The sequence below is a fragment of the Oscillatoria sp. HE19RPO genome (assembly GCF_024220515.1).
In the GTDB taxonomy this organism is placed as follows: Bacteria; Cyanobacteriota; Cyanobacteriia; order Cyanobacteriales; family Laspinemataceae; genus Laspinema.
Window position 1 is genome coordinate 1 of sequence record NZ_JAMXOT010000177.1, and the last position, 2,009, is coordinate 2,009.

General features: G+C 47.4%; 2 protein-coding genes. One reads left to right on the forward strand and one right to left on the reverse strand.

Annotated elements, in window-relative coordinates:
* The coding region (locus NG833_RS16710; RefSeq protein WP_254566421.1) for an RNA polymerase sigma factor at positions 1-676 on the reverse strand (676 nt) is incomplete at its 3' end.
* 810 nt (positions 677-1,486) lie between these two features.
* On the opposite strand from NG833_RS16710, the gene NG833_RS16715 reads away from it, so the two are divergent.
* Positions 1,487-1,867, forward strand: coding sequence for an endonuclease domain-containing protein (locus tag NG833_RS16715; protein WP_254566422.1), 381 nt, complete (start codon positions 1,487-1,489; stop codon positions 1,865-1,867).
* Positions 1,868-2,009 lie beyond the last annotated feature (142 nt).

Sequence of the window (2,009 nt, forward strand, 5' to 3'; positions counted from 1 at the left end):
AAACCTCAATAGCCCCCCTTCCCAAGGGGGGTTGGGGGGATAAAACCTCTTTAGCCCCCCTTTCAAACGCCATCGGTTGAGGGGATAAAACCTCTTTAGCCCCCCTTTCCAAGGGGGGTTGGGGGGATAAAACCTCAATAGCCCCCCTTCCAAACGCCATCGGTTGAGGGGATAAAACCTCAATAGCCCTCCTTCCCAAGGGGGGTTGGGGGGATAAAACAAAATATTCCCTTAATGTCTGTTTCAGAACTCCTCGCGCCTGGGAAATGCGCTTGCGGACATTGGCGTAAGAAATATTCTGTCGATCCGCAATTTCTTGATAAGAAAGTTCGCGATCGAAGTGCAGGAGAAAGGTGTCCCGCAGTCGGTTCGGTAAACGAGCGATCGCCCGACGGACGACAATTTTTTCCTCCTCTGCTTCTAAGAAACTTTCTGGAGTTTCCGATTCCCCAGACTTCCTCAAAACTTCTATATTTTCTACATTTTCTATATTTTCCAGACTCTCCACCGCTTGAGTTCTGCGTCTGCGGTGAATATCGATGCAGAGGTTCCGAGTCAACTGAGTCAGCCACCCCCGCACATTATCAATTGCTCCCACCCATTGTGCCATCTTTTCCCTCGCCTTGAGCATAGCCGTACTCAAGGCATCTTCAGCCTCAGTGGGGTTGCCATTCATCCACTCGAGACAGCGCCGATACAAATAATCTTCATGCTGTTGCCAAAGCTGCCAAAAAAGATCGTCGGAAAAATTTGGGAAAAATAAATCGATCTCGTATCGCGTAGCGATACGAGATCGATTTATTTTTCCTTGGTTGGCCAACTCTTTTTCTCTGGTTGGGGCAAAAGTCCGCCGCCTATTTATCCTTTCGTAATTAGAGACATGACGCTCGTCGTTAAGGTGTAACAGGGTTGAAGCCATAAGTCTGTTGGGTTGCTAGGGCGCTGGTATTAGCTTATATTCTAACTTATTCTGATAAGTTTATGCCTTTCATTGTTACAATATTTAATTCCTTTAAGCATATTTTATTCGGCTGTAAAAATGTTACCTGATTTGTCACCTGGATATTACCCAATGTTACCTAGTGTCACATTTTTATAAAGTTGAGATAGATTAATCTATCGCCGATAAAATATGTATGTAGAAGCGAGAAAGGGAATCGCCTCTACAAAGCCGAATGAAAGGGGGGAAGGCCCCCCTTTCAAAGGGGGGTTGGGGGGATGATCCGAAGCCGAGTGGCGTTCCCTTCGCGGGGTTTGAGGGAAAAGCCCCCTTCCATTCGCGGGGTTTGGGGGGATGATCCTCAGCCGAGTGGCGTTCCCTTCGCGGGGTTGGCGAGAAAAGCCCCCCTTTCATTCGCGGGGTTTGGGGGGATGATCCGAAGCCCCCCTTCCAAAGGGGGGTTTGGGGGGATGATCCGAAGCCCCCCTTCCAAAGGGGGGTTTGGGGGGATAAAATAGGACAAAAACTTTACCAACCCCCAAAATCATGTCTCAATTAAAAGAAGGACGTTATTTTCTACCCTATAATCCCTCCCTTGTCGAACGAGCAAAAGAAATGCGAAAAAACCCTACCCCAGCAGAACGCAAGCTATGGCAGGAGTATTTAAGGAAGTTTCCTTTTAAAGTGTGGCGGCAAAAACCAATTGATAATTTTATTGTTGATTTTTATTGTGCCAAATTAAAGTTGGCGATCGAGGTCGATGGGGATACTCATTTTACCGAAGATGGGATGATTTATGACGAAAAACGCACTCAAATTTTAGAAGGTTACGGTTTGCAGGTGGTACGTTTTACTAACGATGAGGTGATGAATTGTTTTGATGGGGTTTGTTGTTCTATTGGTGAGTTTATCCCCTCTAGCTATTAACCGGATTATCCCCCCTAGCCCCCCTTTTTAAGGGGGGGACCGGATTATCCCCCTTTGTAAGGGGGGGACTGGATTATCCCCCCTAGCCCCCCTTTTTAAGGGGGGGACCGGATTATCCCCCTTTGTAAGGGGGGGACTGGAT